Below are 14,450 nucleotides of genomic sequence, written 5' to 3' on the forward strand. Positions count from 1 at the left end.
GTCCGTCCCGGCGAGTACCGCTGATCAACCCACCGTCGCCCGCGGAAACAGCTCCGACATAGGCTCGCTTTCTTTCCCATACAAAAGCTCCAGCAGCCTTTTCGCCGACCGGTCCCAACGGTACTCGCGCGCATGCGCCATGCCTTTGCTCCGATAGCGTTGGCGCAACTCGCCGTGACTCATCATCAGCGAGATCTTTTCAGCAATGTCTTCCGCGGACATGGCGTCGCAATACATGGCAGCGTCTCCGCATGCTTCCGGTATCGACGTGCGCGACGAAGCGATCACCGGGCATCCGCAGTACATTGCTTCGAGAGGCGGCAGTCCGAATCCCTCATATAGCGACGGAAAGACGAGACAGCCCGCGTGCTCGTAAAGCGCCTTGAGTTCGCCGTCCGTCACGAAGCCGGCCCAGATCACCTGCTTCGACTCGGGCCTGTCGCTCAAGCCTTCGCCGCTGAATACACGTTGATTTCTGCCCCCGACGATGACGAATTTCACGTCACGCAAATGCTCGAGTTTCGCAATTGCATCGAGAGCGCGTTGAAGGTTCTTGCGCGGATCGAGACTGCCGACGATCACGCAATAAGCGTCCTTCTCGAGTTGCAGACGCCCGACGATGTCCGGCTCCGACACGACGCGGTCGAGATGGTCCGCGCCGGGTGGAATCACGGCAATGCGCGACTCGTCGATATTCAGATGGTGGCTAATCCGGCGCTTCGAAAAAGACGACACCGTCAGCACGAACGGGTCCAGCTTCGGCAGCATCGAAAAACAGAACTGGTACCAAAGCCGGAACTTCTTCGAAAAGCCGTCCGGTACGTCATAGACGGCCATGTCGTGGACCATCACCACCTGACGGCGCTTGAGAATCGGACTGGTGTTGCACAGATTGACGAGCGTCATGCGACGCGCGGCAATCGGCAACGTAATCTGTTCCCACAGCGTGCCCCGCAACCACGAAAACCGGCGCTGCCGCTTAAGGGACGCACCCGGCTCCATCGCGTTTTGCGGCACGAAGACCTCGAGTTCACTACCCGGGTTTTCGCGCATCTGCATCGCCCTGGTGAGTTCATAAGCGACCCTTTGCACGCCCGTAATGGGTTGCGAGGTGAATTTTCCGTTGATCGCGAATGCCATAGGGTTTCTCCGCCTCACGAAGTTGTACCGTTTCCTGTTGTCGCGTAAGCGTCGGATAGCCCGACATCAACTGGCCGTCTCGACGTCCCCGAAATCGCTCGCGTAATTCGTCGCGTAGCCATAGCTGCGCGTGCTGCGGCGCACGGGTATGCCATTGAAGACGCATCCGGCGATACGGCCGCCCGCGCGCTCGATCTTCTTGACCGTGTCGGAGATCTCTTCTTCCGTCTGCATTTCCGAGCGCAGCACGAGCAACGAGGCGCCCGCTTCGTTCGCGATGATCGATGCGTCGGTGACCGCGAGGAACGGCGGCGTATCGATGACCACCAGGTCAAAGTGATTGCCGAGACGTTCGAGCAATTGCCTGAAGCGCGGGCGCGTCAGCAGTGCGGCCGGATTCTCCGGACGCGCGCCGCACGACATGAACGTGACGCCGTCGATGCCGACTTCGCGCAGCGCGTCACGCAGCGGAACACGGTCCGACAGGACTTCCGACAAGCCGCCGCGATTGCTCTGGCCAAAGAACGCAGCGAGGTGGCCGCGGCGCATGTCGCCGTCGATCAGCACGACACGCGAGCCCGCTTCGGCGTGCAGCGCCGCGAGGTTTGCGGCCACGAAGCTCTTGCCCGCCGACGTGGTCGGACCCGTCACCATCACGATGTTGTTGCGGGCGTTCGCGAGATCGCGGGACATCGCCGTACGAACCGCGCGCAGCGCCTCGACAGACGGGTCATGCGGGAAACGCGCCGCGAGTACCTTGGTGCCCGAATCGCTAAACGAAGGATCGATCTTCTCGTTCGCGCCGGCTCCCGATTCGCCTCCATTGCGTTGCGGCGATCCATTCTTCCCGCTCACACCAGGCAGCGGTTTTCGCGCAGCGGCGGGCAGGCTCCGGTCAAGCATCGTTTGCTGATGGCTGAACAGCACTTCGCCGACAACAGGCACGCTCAGGCGGCGCTCGACGTATCGCGGGTCCGTCACGCCCACGAGAACGTGACGACGCATGAAGACGAGAAAGATGCCCGCGACGAAGCCAAGCACGGCACCGCCCGGCAGCACGATCAGCGGATTCGGCTTCACAGGGCGATGCGGCCGGATCGCCGAATCGACGATGTGCGCGCCGCCCGTCGTGCTCGCGCGACGAACCGTCAATTGCTCCGCTTTCTGCACCATGCCCATGTAAATCGTCTCGGCGACCTTCTGCGCGCGAATCAGATCGACGCTCTCACGCTCGGACGCAGGCATGCCCTGGAAGCGGTTGTCGAACTCGGACTTCGTCTTGTTCAACTGGGCCAGCTGTGAGTCGATGCTCTGAATCCAGCGGCTTCCCGGTTGGTACTTGTCCAGCAACTGGGTACGCTGCAATTGCAGGCTCGCAATCTGACGATCCAGGTCCAGACCGCCCTGCAGGTACGTCTGCGATTCGGTCGTCGGCTGCATCGAATTGGATTTCGCCCTGAAGTCCTTGAGCGCTTGCTCGGTCTTGCGCAAATCCGCAAGCAGGCGCGGCAGTTCGCCCTTGATGAAATTGAGCGTCTGCGTGTCGTTCATTTGACGGCTCGCGGCAGCGGTAGTCAGATACTGCTGCCCAAGCGCATTGGCGACATCGGCAGCCATCGACGCGCTCTTGTTTGCGTACTCGATCTGGATGAGACCGGAGTCCTTCACCTTGTCGGTGATCTTCACGACATCCATGAAGCGCTTGACGGCGTCGACGCCATTCCACCGGATCACTTCGAAGTGCGTTCCGGGCCGCGCGGCCAGCTTGCTGATCAGTACCGAGACCCCGTTGACCGTCGCGGGCTTGCCGACTTCGCCCTTGAGCAGAAACTCGCCCGACGGACCCAGTAGCTCATATGTACCGCCATCGAGCGCGACGAGCCTGAGCTTCTCTTCCTCGAGATTCTGTGGGACGTTCAGATAGCCGACATTCACGACCTCTCCGCCCCACGCAAACGACTTCAAGCCGAGCCATGCGCTGTTAGGCTCGCCAGGCGTTGCGAACTTGTCGGCGATGTCGCCTAGAACCGGGATCGTGCGCGGCTTGACCGTCACGTCGAAACGATATCGTTCGATCACAGGATCGAGCACCGAACGGCTTTGCATCACACCCATTTCGGTGCTGGGCGCCGGTGCGGGCGGCGGAAGCATCGAATCCTGATTCTGCAGCGCGATACCGAGTGCGTTTGCCTCTGGTGGATCGACACGCACGAGCACATCCGCCGAATAGACGGGACTCGCGACCAATTGATAGGTGAGCGCGAGCAGGAACACGGCCGCCGTGGTTGCCAGAATCTCCCAGATATGATCGCGCATGAGGTTGAGCATCTCGCGCCCACTGAGCTGCGTGCGCTCGTTGTTGACGGGAGCGGGAGGAGCAGGAAGCGAGTTGTAGGGGTAGTAATCCACCTGAATCATCCTTTCATGTACGTTTCCCTGGAGCACCCTGCGATACGCAGAAGTGCAGCACCGGATCGCGAACTGAAGCTGCTGTTGCCGCTAAAGTTGACGCGGATTCGGCGCGTCGGAATGTCACTCAGCCTAGCCGGAGCCGGCAGGACATGCGAACGCCATTTCGGCGTCGGCACTCAGACTCTCTGACTAGCTAGTGCCGTGCCGGAATCTCCGGACGAGAAGATCAACATGCGTGCGCATTCCATTCATGCGTTTCCCTCCTCTGGAGTAAAGCGGTTGCCAAATATCTAGACGCACCTCTGTGACTTCAATGAGCCAACAGAGATGTACTGTCCAATACGGTGATTGCGTACTTTAATCCCACGACCGAAGAAAACTGATCAGCGCGCGAGGTCACAACATTTGCGCGCTTTCGGCGTAGGCGATTTCCTGGTGAAGACCTGCAAACAACATTCCAACGAATTTCGGAATTGGCGATGGCCTCTCCAGGCTGTTGCAGCGAAGCATAGACGGGCAGAATTCGGAATTGAACGACTTCGGCCCAAATTCGGGTACAAATGGCCGATAACGTGGAGCGTGTAACGGGGTTTACCAGGGAAAGAAAGAGTTGTGCCGTTCTGAAATTGGTGTAACAGATTGATACGATCAGGCCGAAATCACGTAACAGAAGTTTAGTGACAGTACTGCAAGTCGAGATTTGGGGAATGAAACGAGATATGCCTTTCAGACGCTTGTCCAGCAAGGCTCGGAGGGGATTTAACCCGCTTTTCTTTCATAAATGTCAGATAATTTTTACGCGAAATAATTTCCTCAGCCGGAAAAATGGACGACAAACATAACGCCCATAAACGGTAATAATTGCCATTTTCGAACAATTACGCCACATCGTTCGCACAAATCCGACAGCTATTCAATCGATCTATTCACTACGGTATTCTGGGCCGCATCGAAGTATTTCGCATTAATTTGGAGAGCTAAACGTGAATGGGTTTGCTCGATCGCATCCGTGGCACACTGACGAACGACAGGTTGATTCAAGGCTTGAGAGGCACATTGGCGTGCTCATCTCGCATCACTGCTCGATGGCAGCCGTAGGCGCCATTGGAGACGCTTTTCGCCTCGCTAACGAGTTCGACCACGGTAACGGCGAACATCTTCCTTATCGGTTCACCGTGCTATCGGAGACCGGCGGCTTTGTTACGGGCGGATCGTGCTTCTCGATCTGGACGCAGAAGCTCGATCAATACCGGCTTGCCGACTTTCACGCACTCTTTGTCGCTCGCGGTTCCGATGTCGCGGCGCAGAATAACGAGGCACTCGTTTCCTGGCTGTCGCTTCAAGGCTCAAATGTGCCGACCGGCATGCAGCCGAAGCTTGAAGCATTTACGCCCCCGGCTCAGTCGTCCGTGCCCGTATTCGTCCTCGACGATGGCATGTCGGAAACGCGTCCCGCCGGCCCGACGCCGTCGGAGATGGCGCTCTTGCAGATCGAACGCGATTTGAACGCGGAGATCGCGCGCAGGGTCGCTCGCGCGTTGCAGACGAACGTCCCTGAGCGTGTGCGGCCTGACGCGGAAGATTTGAACATTGCGACGACAACGGAAAAGATCCGGGAGTCGGCACGCTGGATTCGCGAGAACTACAGCAAGCCTATTTCCGTGGGTCTTGCGGCCGAGTCGGCTGCGATGAGCAAGCGGAACTATCAGCGCCGGTTCAAGAGCGAGTTCGGTATGACTCCGCTCGAGTATCTGCTGCGCACGCGCTTTGAAGTTGTTTGTTCGATGCTGATCGAAACTGACCTTCCTATTGACAAGATTGCCCGGCGTTGTGGAATGGGCGACGGCAATCGGCTCGGAAGAATATTCAAGCTACGGTACGGTGTATCGCCGACCCATTTCCGGGCGCTGCGCCATCTTCCGACGGAGGAACGTGCGCAACCGCCAGCAGCAGCATCCACGGCCGGCGTGGCCGTGCATGCCGCAGCCGTTGCGCCATCGGCAAAGCTGATCTACTGACCTGACGCACGGGGAGCGATAAAAATGCCAACAATTGAAGGTGTGCGGTCGAGCGACGCAGCGAGTGCGTCGCAAGGCGCGAAGCAGGACGGTGCTCACGGTGGATCGAATGAGCTTCCCTCCACGTTCAGGAGAATGAAAGAAGCCGCCAAACAAGTATTGCCTGACGCGCTCTTTTTGAGTCTGCTACACAAGAAGTGTATTGGCCGCTATCCGAAGCTCATTCACCCTACCACGTTCAATGAGCAGATCCTGCAGCGCAATCTTCGGCCAGACCCGCGCTATGTGCCTCTGACCGACAAGATTGCGGTTCGGGAGTACGTCGAGAAGAAACTCGGACGGGAACATCTGGTTCCGCTGATCGCGGCACCCGAGATATTCACGCGCGAGGTTTTTGACAGACTGCCGTCTTCTTTCGTCATGAAAGCGAATCACGGCAGTACTTTTGTTGAAATAGTCAGAGACAAATCGACGACATCGTTCGAGAAGCTAAAAGAATTGGCCGATCGCTGGCTGTCGACCTCGTTCTACCGCGTTGCCCGCGAGCGACACTATCTGAGCATCGAACCGCGCATCTTCTTTGAAAAGCTGCTGCTCGACAAACAAGGGGAGATTCCAGCCGATTTCAAGCTGCATTGCTTCGGTGGGCGAACGGGTCATCCGACCATGTACACCTTGCTGATCTCCGACCGCTTCGGGAACAACACGCATGGCGACGTGTTCGACGAAGACTGGAACGTAATGGATGTGATGATCGGACCGTACACTCGCAGCCCTGTGCCTCCTCCGCGACCGAAAAACCTGGACGCGGTATTGCAAGCGGCGACGCGACTGTGCGAAGACTTCGACTATGTTCGAGTCGATCTCTATGCACCGGACGACGAAATCTATTTCGGCGAATTGACGTTCACGCCCGGCGCAGGCGTATTGCCTTTCACGCCGGACCACATCGACTATGAATGGGGAAAGCTTTTGAATAGCCGGCACGGCGTCTGAAATCACCTCTCCTCCGCTCAAGGACCGAGCGAAGGAGGGATGACGAACAACAAGCGGTCCGCGCGGAAGTCAGTTTGCGGGATTGCTTGTCATGAAGCTGGTGAGCGCGCTGTACGGCGGATTGAGCGTCGTTCCGTTGGTCATAACGCCGTAGGTGTTGTTTCCGCTATCGAGCACGTAATACATCACAGCCTGAATGTTGTGAGAGTTCCGTGCCTGATAGTACTTGCTCAACGTGTTCGTGATGTAACTCGCTCGATAATCCTGCGCCTTCTCAGGACCCGTGTTCCATTCCGTAATGATGAACGGCACACCGTATCGGGCCTTGCAGTACGTGGGCAGGTCGAATCCCGGACCGGAACCGTCAATGCCGATATTGAAGATGTCGCCATACACTTCGTAGTTGTGCCACGTCGTGATGTCCCAGCGCACCTTCGGGTAGCCACCCGTGCCATCCGGTTGCATGCCGTCCCACAAGGCATCGGCAGCACCAATGTCCGCGACACAGAAGTTGATGCCGCATTTTGCATTGGATTGAACCGACTTCACGCCATCGATCATCCCGCGCATCGCACCACGCATGGCCGGCCAATTGTCGTTGTTGAAGTCGACGGCCTTCGTACCAGCGTTGGTGAAGTCCAGAATCGTCGCGTTCTGACGCGTCAACTCGTTTCCGCATTCGTAGATCGTCACGCCATACTGCTTGAGTGTATTGGTGACGGTCATTGCAACCTGCTGGCCACGCGAATACGCCGCCGACTCGCTGCTGAACACATTGCCATTGGAATCGTAGACGCCCTGATTGATCAGCACGAGCAGTTGGAGTCCGGCCGCCTGGAAGGCCGCCGCCAGTTTGCTAACGGCATTCAGCTGATTCGGATCGTCGGTACAGCCCACACGATAGCTCGTGCAGCCCATGTTCCGCAGAATCGATACGAGCTGAGACGGCGTGTATGTGTAGTCAAAGTGCCCATTGACACCGTAGAACATGCCCGTCGAGGCTGCGACCGCGGCAGCGTTGCGAGGGTCGTTACACGGCAACCAGCGATCGAGGTCCGTGAGCACATAGAACTGTCCGCCCGTACCGATGTGCCAGATCTTCCCGCCGTACCACAACAGCAGCGACACGTTATACGTGTTGCCAACGGTCCCGCCGTTCCGATAGATAACACCGTTGACGACGGTCCACATCGCGCCCGCCTTGTCGATGATGTACGAAGCGGACGGAATAGTCGTACCGTCAGGCGACGTTCCGCCGAGGCGCGGATCGTTACACGCCGTCCAGGTGGACCCGTTCCACGCATAGAACTGCCCACCCGTGCCCTGATGGTAAATCACGGCGCCATAGATCATCAGCAGCGTCACGTTATACGTGTTGCCGGCTTTAACTCCGTTCCGGTAGACCGATCCTTGCGACAACGTCCACACGGCACCAGAGGTGTCTGTGATCGAGCTTGCCGATGGAATGGTTGTGCCGTTTGCCGATGCCGTGCTTGCGCGAGCCGCAACGTTCGCGACGGCCGCTCCGGAAGCGCCGCCCGCGCCATCGCCTGAACCGCCGCCACAAGCGGCGAGAAGATAGCTGCCACCGATAGCCGTCAGCTGACCAAGAAATTGACGTCGTTTATTCATGACAAATACTTCCCCTGTCGAGAAATTTCTCGAATAAAAAGTCCCAAGTGGGTGAATGCTCGAACTGCGATGTCCAGCGTCGGCCAAGCGCTACTTAATCAGTAATCCTTATGTACAGGGACAACTACTTGCGCTTTTAGTGAGTGACATGAGAAATGATTGAACTGCCCGCTCCGAATGCGTATCGAGCGGTGACGCCAGAACTCAAAATCCACGACTGCAGGCAGATCCGTCCAGCCTTGGAAAACTTTGCTAGCGAGCTACGACGATTCCCAAATGCGTTGCCACTGACTGCCGCCCATCTTTGTGCAACGTGCAAACGTTTGCCGCGAAGATACGGAAAAATCGCCCGGCAATTTATTCGCGCGCCCCTTTTGAATCGGTGGAAATAATACCCGGATGCGCTTCGGATTTACATACGAATCGGAAATGAACAGATAAATAGCACGATTCTTCTGATTGTTTGCGGTCGAAAAGAAATTCCGCCTTTTTTGATCACTCGTGAGATAGTCTTGCGCATATGTGCAAGATGAATTGTTCGCTGAGTGTGTTCGATCTGTCTGGCGCAATACAGCTACTGACTGCGTTGGCTTTGCGCAAGCCAATGTGCGCTTGTTTCTTTGGCTAATGAAGAGCGGGAGAACTCACCCAGCAACGCTTAAGCAGTGACGCAATTTTCATCGCGTCGAGAATATTTTTTCGGTATCGACCCTGGAAGCTGCGCGATTAATATCGGCAATCTCTACCATTGAGTGCCATTATACATTTCTTTTTTACCGAATTAGGGAATACGGCACTGCAATAGCGCAGCAATTCATGCTTTCGGAGATGAGTAAAAGGTACTGCGGAATTGACAACGATGGGCCATATAGCGTGGCAATAGTACTGCCTACTGTCGTGCAACTGCATCTCTTACTGCTTGCACAACCTCAGCAGAATCTGCCGATCGCGGGAACCAACGATCCCACCCGGCCCGATCGAGGCGCGCATCATCCATCGAGAAGGCGATCATGACGGGACGACGCAAACAGTCCGGCACTCGCGATAGATCTCCGAGCAAATCATTGGCGTTGGCGGCACCAATCGGGCTTGATGCGACGATGACACGCGGATTGAGCCGACGAACCTCGACCCTCGCTTCTTCTGTCGTGCTGGCCGGCATGACCTGCATGCCTTGCGATGTTAGTCTGGATGCGAGTCCAGCGCGCCGCTCCGCATCCGGATCTAACACGAGAACATCGACTGTGGCAGTCGATCTGATCGCATCACGCTGCGGGCGTCCCGTCGTGACGCGACCGTGCACGCGAGCGGACCCACTGCCTGAGTGGCCAGACGGTTCGATTGAGCTCGTGCCGCAGCACCAGGTTTCGCCACACTCGCTCCGCACTGAAGGCGTGCCGGTGCGCCTCGCGCTCGAGCATGCGCTTGCACCCGGGCAGATGGAGCAGCGAACATCCTTTGAACCAGCGAAGATCCCGGTGAGTATTGCCGGACCAGTGGCGTCCAACAAGCCGATGTGCGCCAAGATCGATGATCTGATGACCCTCGTCTGCCAACAGATTGAGTGCTGCGGAAATGAATGCCTCATCTCCGTTGTGGTTCAACTCATCGATGGCAAGTCGGTAACGCTCGAAGCACGCGTGAGCATAGGGCACCAGTTCATTGATGAAAGCGGTCGATGCAAGCAGTACTTCGCCGCCAAACCATCGCGGGTTTCGAAGCGCCTTTCCCGCCACGGTCTCGAGATCGCCAATGACGCGTGCGTCACCGTAAGCCGAAAACTCCTGATCAGAGATGTCAAATGCGCCTACGCCTAACATTTGACAACGCCGTAGAAGTTCTTCGTCGAGCGCCCGTAGCGCGAGCATGTCGGTGTCGAGCAGCATCAGCAGCTCGCCTTCGCGCAGTGTCGCGGCGACCTGCTCCATCATGTCCAGCTTGAAGTGCGCGCTATAGAAGCGCGTCATTTTCTGCAGCGTCAATCTGGACGGACTCAACTGCAGCACACGCGGACGTGAATCGGAATCGATCTTCGTCAAGTACTGCTCGATCTGCCCGGCGACGTTTGTCGCGACCGTCAGTCTCGGCAGCCCAACTGCCATCAGACTGCGGTTGAGCGTAATGGCCTGTTCGAGGTAGCAAAAGGGGTCAGCGCGCGTGCAATTCGGGCTGCCCGTACCGTCCGTTTCGATGAACACGAGCGCGCATGGGACGATCCCGACGCGGTGCCGCGCCGAGCCAGAAGAAGGAACTGCCTGCCTGCAAGATGGTTCGTCTAAATCACGGCGCAAGAACGCTGACATACATCGTTGCCTCCGGCTGACATTGATAGCGGACACCGCGTCCTCCCCGATTGCAGTTCGTATCGCGTGCGCCGACGGGCAGGCGATGCACGATGCGACGGAATGCAGCATCCGTGCCATCCGAACTCGGATCAGCCGTCGCGGCTTGAATCAGTCATTACACGGCAATTTGAAAAATTACCCTGTACAGCGTGCAAATTCTTTCTTTATCTTGCACGACGACTGCAATACGCCCGCTATCAGTGGGATTCGTTTGCGCGCGGCGTTGGCCGCACTCAAAGCGCCTTCGAAGCCGCACTCGCAATTCTGCGGAGTTCATCGAACTGCGTGACGAGTTCGAAGCACAGGATGAACGCCAGCATCGAAGAAGGCCCAGGGTAGCGCTCGATCCATTGCAACGTTGGCGCGGCATAGCGCGTCCGGACGGGGGTCCACGTCATTAGATAAGTAATGGCAATTCCAATTGCCGCACCTGCGAGCAGGTCAGTCGGATAGTGAAAGCCGAAGTACGCACGCGGAAAGCAGATGAAAATGGCCGTGTACAGAAATACGAGTACTCCCGCGAGGCGCGAAACGATAAATACGCCCGTAGCAACCGACATCCATAGCATCGCGTGGTCGCTCGGGAACGAGCTCCAGTTGGACAACATGGCGTCATGTAGAGAACCGGTCGCGAAATGCAAATGCAATTCAGTGTTGTAGACGGGACGTACCCGAAACGGCAGAAAATCGGCAAGCACTCGTCCAACGGCAAGCGCCAGTAAGCCACTCACAACGGTTGCGATGACCACTTCGCGATGCCATTCCCGCCGCTCACCGGGTTTGAACCAGATCCACCACAACATGGGGATCAGCACGAGCCCTCTGAACGTGTACATATCGGTGAGGGCTCTCATCGCAAGGCTCGGCAGCGGACCGAGATTCAAGTGCGCGAGATATGTCTCGATGGTTGTATCGAAGTTAAGCATTCTTGTAGTACCACCGGATTCGTAGCAATAGCAAGAAGACAGGCAGAAAGTGGAGATCCCGGTGCTCATGCGCGTCGCCGACGCGCACTGCGACTGGACCTCGACCTTAGCCTGCTATGCGCAAACCCGCCCGCTGCCGTACTTTCTCGCGGTAGCCATTTTTGTTCCTGAACGGCCGGTCGGGCGAGCATCCTTTGTGTACCACTCCTCCTTTTCATCGACGATGTCTGTTCGGTATCGCGCGCAACGTGAAAGCCCGCGTCCCGGCTCACGCGGTGGTGAGCGCCGCCCATCGTAATGGCAATTGCCTCATGCAATGAAGAGCAAAGCGGACGCAATCATTCAACACATAGCGCCAAAGTGTAAGCCCATATTTCTGTTATTCGCTGTCCGTCGGCGAATTGAAAGCCCATCGCTTCTATGCGATGCATGCGTATGATGGGACAAAATTTCGTCGAACCGACTTTTACGCAAACTTTATATCGAGCGTTATATGATTCGCGTCGTCCCGCTGTGCCGCGTCGGCCATGCATGCTCACTTCCAAACGCAATCAGTACGCGGATATACGACACGCAATAATCGTGAAGCAATCTTCCGCATATCCGCGATAGAACGGATTCAAAGCCGCATGGCTAGAACATGTACCGCATGCGCGCGCAACAGTACGACACTGAACCAATCGATTCATCTGATCGCCGGCCCATCAAGAAGCCCACACACATGAAAAAATCCTCACTCGCCCTCGCACTGCTCGGAGCTATATCCGTCTCGGCACACGCGCAAAGCAGCGTCACGCTTTACGGTCTGCTCGATACGGGCCTCGTCTACACGAACAACCAGCTGGGCCATAGCAACTGGCAACTCAATAGCAGTTCGACGCAGAACACCGTATTTGGCCTCAAGGGCTCGGAAGATCTCGGCGGTGGCTTGCACGCACTCTTCAAGCTCGAACAAGGCTTCATTCTCAACAATGGTGCACAAGCTTTCTCCGGCGATGGCTTCGGCTCGCAGGCATGGGTTGGCTTGCAAAGCGATCCATACGGCACGCTGACATTCGGCCGCCAGTTTGACGTGATGAACGACCTCGTCGGCCCTCTCACGGCGGAGTTCAACACCTGGGGCGGCAACATGGCGGCGCATCCGTTCGAGAACGACAATCTCGCGGCTAATTCCGTCGTGGTCAACAACTCGGTCAAGTACACGAGCCCGGCCTATCGCGGCATCACATTTGAAACGATGTACTCATTCAGCAACAAGGCCGGTGACTTTTCGAACAACCGCTCATACGGTTTCGGCCTGTCCTATTCGCAAGGGCCCGTCAATCTCGCGGCAGGCTATCTGCAACTGAACGATGCCGGCAACGGAAGCGGCGCTGTCACGTCAGGCGACACCAGTGCCAACTTCATCGCGCAACGCCAGCGCATCTGGTCGCTCGGCGGCAACTACACGTACGGGCCGGCTGTCGTCGGGCTGGTCTGGAGCCATACGCAGATCGACAACGTGTCCGGCGTGTACTCGTTCGGAACGGGTTCTTACCTTGGCGCGAACGATACGAGCGTCGGCTCTCTTGCCGGCTCGCTGCGCCTCGACAACTACGAGGTGAATGCCAAATATGCGCTCACGCCTGCATTGAGCGTATCCGGCGCTTACACGTATACGCATGGCGCGTACAACGGCTCGGCGCCCGGATGGAACACGGCGATGCTCCAAACCGACTATGCGGTGAGCAAGCGTACCGACTTCTATCTCGAAGGCGTCTACCAGAACGTACACGGCGCGCCCGCAGATTCGGTGCTCTCGCATGCGATGATCAACACGTTGTCGCCATCGGCGACCAACACGCAAGTCGCCGTCACGGTGGGCATGCGTCACACGTTCTGATCGTATCGACATTTCCTCACGAGCAAGGACGTATGTACGCCCAACGGCATCGTATAACAGACGCCTTGCTCAACCAGGTGGATCGCGCGCCGCTTCATACAAGCGGCATCCTGAACGCCTACCACCGCTAAAGCCACGGATCAGCGCGCAACAAAGGGCAGCGATGCTGCCCTCCCGGCACGAATGGCCTCTACCGCCCCAGCCACGGATACCGCTCCGTGTCCGCACCCTCATAGTCCGGATCGAGGTAAATAAAGCACCGCTGGATCTTGAAGTCGCGGATCTCGAACACATCGCACCAACGCCCCGCATGCGACACGCCCGCGCGCCAGTCGACGCCGCCCTTGCTCGTCCCGTAGCTCGTGCCCTCGACGACCACCATATCGCCCTGCTGAATCACGTTCAAGTAAGCAAGATCGTGCTTGAACTTCGACACGATCGAACCGAGGTCCGTGAAAAGCTTCTCGAACGACGCGCGGCCCGACGCAATGCCCCATTTCGGAAAATGCACTTCCGCGTGGTCGTCGAAGAGATCGAATACGGACACGCCGCGGTCCAGCCTGCGCAAATATTCGATTGCGATGGTCTTGCGTTGTTCATCCGTCATCGTGGTGGTTTCCATGTTTCAATCTCCTGTCGGCCGGAGTTGCCGCTTCAGCGCCTTACTCCGGTCCTATGCGAATAGTTGCGATAGGGGTTTCAGTGAAGCGTGCTCAGATACGCGATGATCTTCCGGCGACGCGCCTCGTCGCCTTCGAAGTACGTCATTGCATTACCCGGCGCGACGGTCTGCGTATCGGAGAGCCACGCGTCGAGCAGTTTTTCGTCCCACACCTTGCCCGACGAGGCCGCGTGCATGCCCGCCGAGTACTTGAAGCCGGGCTGCGCGCCCATCGGCCTGCCGACGATGCCAAAGAGGTTCGGCCCCTGTCCGTTCGGCTCGCCTTTGCCAAACGTGTGACATACCGCGCAGTTGTTGGTCGCGAGCTTCTTGCCCAACGCCGCAAGATCGGCCGAGTCCTGCGCATGACCCGCTGCGCTCACGAGCGCGAACGAGATGCCGATCGCAATCGATAGTGTGCTGATGCGTTTCATCATG

Annotated in this window: 10 protein-coding genes; 3 read left to right on the plus strand and 7 right to left on the minus strand. The window is 57.5% G+C overall.

The window, feature by feature from the left end; genetic code table 11:
- Positions 1 to 24: 24 nt before the first annotated feature.
- Positions 25 to 1,140, minus strand: a complete 1,116-nt coding sequence (locus tag BN2476_RS05395) for a glycosyltransferase family 4 protein (RefSeq protein ID WP_087733111.1) — start codon at positions 1,138 to 1,140, stop codon at positions 25 to 27.
- 66 nt (positions 1,141 to 1,206) lie between these two features.
- Positions 1,207 to 3,558, minus strand: a complete 2,352-nt coding sequence (locus BN2476_RS05400; RefSeq protein WP_173819590.1) for a polysaccharide biosynthesis tyrosine autokinase — start codon at positions 3,556 to 3,558, stop codon at positions 1,207 to 1,209.
- Between the two features lie 1,079 nt (positions 3,559 to 4,637).
- Here BN2476_RS05400 and BN2476_RS05405 point away from each other — a divergent pair.
- Together BN2476_RS05405 and BN2476_RS05410 are read left to right on the plus strand one after the other, a co-directional pair.
- Positions 4,638 to 5,570 (plus strand): helix-turn-helix domain-containing protein, encoded by a 933-nt coding sequence (locus tag BN2476_RS05405; protein WP_087733202.1) that lies wholly within the window; start codon positions 4,638 to 4,640, stop codon positions 5,568 to 5,570.
- A 24-nt stretch (positions 5,571 to 5,594) separates the two neighbouring features.
- Positions 5,595 to 6,566 (plus strand): ATP-grasp fold amidoligase family protein, encoded by a 972-nt coding sequence (locus tag BN2476_RS05410; protein ID WP_087733112.1) that lies wholly within the window; start codon positions 5,595 to 5,597, stop codon positions 6,564 to 6,566.
- A 69-nt stretch (positions 6,567 to 6,635) separates the two neighbouring features.
- Here the strand turns inward: BN2476_RS05410 and BN2476_RS05415 are convergent, their stop codons facing one another.
- The 3 genes from BN2476_RS05415 to BN2476_RS05425 form a co-directional block, all read right to left on the minus strand.
- Positions 6,636 to 8,198 carry a hypothetical protein gene (locus BN2476_RS05415; protein ID WP_087733113.1) on the minus strand — a complete coding sequence of 521 codons (1,563 nt, stop codon included), beginning with the start codon at positions 8,196 to 8,198 and terminating at the stop codon, positions 6,636 to 6,638.
- A gap of 1,265 nt (positions 8,199 to 9,463) precedes the next feature.
- Entirely contained in the window at positions 9,464 to 10,612 is a 1,149-nt protein-coding gene (locus tag BN2476_RS05420; protein WP_143810902.1) for a response regulator receiver protein, read from the minus strand.
- A 164-nt stretch (positions 10,613 to 10,776) separates the two neighbouring features.
- Positions 10,777 to 11,469, minus strand: a complete 693-nt coding sequence (locus tag BN2476_RS05425) for a phosphatase PAP2 family protein (RefSeq protein ID WP_087733115.1) — start codon at positions 11,467 to 11,469, stop codon at positions 10,777 to 10,779.
- Between the two features lie 721 nt (positions 11,470 to 12,190).
- Here BN2476_RS05425 and BN2476_RS05430 point away from each other — a divergent pair.
- A complete protein-coding gene (locus BN2476_RS05430; protein WP_087733203.1) occupies positions 12,191 to 13,351 on the plus strand; it encodes a porin in 1,161 nt (386 codons plus the stop codon).
- 190 nt (positions 13,352 to 13,541) lie between these two features.
- On the opposite strand, the gene BN2476_RS05435 is transcribed toward BN2476_RS05430, so the two are convergent.
- A complete protein-coding gene (locus tag BN2476_RS05435) occupies positions 13,542 to 13,973 on the minus strand; it encodes a nuclear transport factor 2 family protein (protein WP_087733116.1) in 432 nt (143 codons plus the stop codon).
- A 77-nt stretch (positions 13,974 to 14,050) separates the two neighbouring features.
- A complete protein-coding gene (locus BN2476_RS05440; RefSeq protein WP_087733204.1) occupies positions 14,051 to 14,446 on the minus strand; it encodes a c-type cytochrome in 396 nt (131 codons plus the stop codon).
- Between the last annotated feature and the right edge of the window lie 4 nt (positions 14,447 to 14,450).

The organism is Paraburkholderia piptadeniae, from assembly GCF_900007165.1.
Lineage (GTDB): Bacteria > Pseudomonadota > Gammaproteobacteria > Burkholderiales > Burkholderiaceae > Paraburkholderia > Paraburkholderia piptadeniae.